The 709-nt window shown below is 66.9% G+C and carries 2 pseudogenes; one reads left to right on the top strand and one right to left on the bottom strand.

What is annotated here, in order from left to right:
* A pseudogene (locus tag A5694_RS24080) lies at nucleotides 1-343 on the top strand (HNH endonuclease signature motif containing protein); the annotation flags it as partial.
* On the opposite strand, the pseudogene A5694_RS23680 reads toward A5694_RS24080, so the two are convergent.
* Nucleotides 340-709 (bottom strand): annotated as a pseudogene (locus A5694_RS23680) (hypothetical protein); the annotation flags it as partial. The pseudogenes A5694_RS24080 and A5694_RS23680 overlap by 4 nt on opposite strands.

Raw genomic sequence — 709 nt, 5'->3', positions numbered from 1 at the left:
TGTCATTCCCGAACTTGCCGACGCGCTGAGCCTCACTGTCCAGCGTCCGCTGCCGCAGCGATGCCGCAGTCGCGCTCGTCAACGTGCCGCCCAGGTGGCGCGGGTCCGCCGTCATAACCGCGCCCGGCGTGCCGCCAATGAGCGCTACGCGGCTCGGCGACGCGAGATCGAGGACCGCAAGTGGCGAAACCGGATGCGTGACACGCTGTTTTTGCTTAAAGGTACGAAGAGCGCGAGTCCCTTCTGCGGCTGGATCAACGACCCCCACGAACCCGAAGAGCTGCCGCCGGATTGGCAGCCGCCGCCACCGTCACCGCCGCTGCCCGACGATCCGCCCTTCTAGAGGATCCGGTACACCGGGTCGGCGCAGTCCACTCCCTCAGCGGAGAGCACCCGCTTGAGAACCTTGAACGTCTCGGTGCGCGGCAGCTCTTCGGGTTCGTGGGGGTCGTTGATCCAGCCGCAGAAGGGACTCGCGCTCTTCGTACCTTTAAGCAAAAACAGCGTGTCACGCATCCGGTTTCGCCACTTGCGGTCCTCGATCTCGCGTCGCCGAGCCGCGTAGCGCTCATTGGCGGCACGCCGGGCGCGGTTATGACGGCGGACCCGCGCCACCTGGGCGGCACGTTGACGAGCGCGACTGCGGCATCGCTGCGGCAGCGGACGCTGGACAGTGAGGCTCAGCGCGTCGGCAAGTTCGGGAATGACA

Source organism: Mycolicibacter sinensis, from assembly GCF_001667945.1.
GTDB classification, from domain to species: domain Bacteria; phylum Actinomycetota; class Actinomycetes; order Mycobacteriales; family Mycobacteriaceae; genus Mycobacterium; species Mycobacterium sinense_B.
This window is presented reverse-complemented; position numbering and strand designations above follow the sequence as displayed.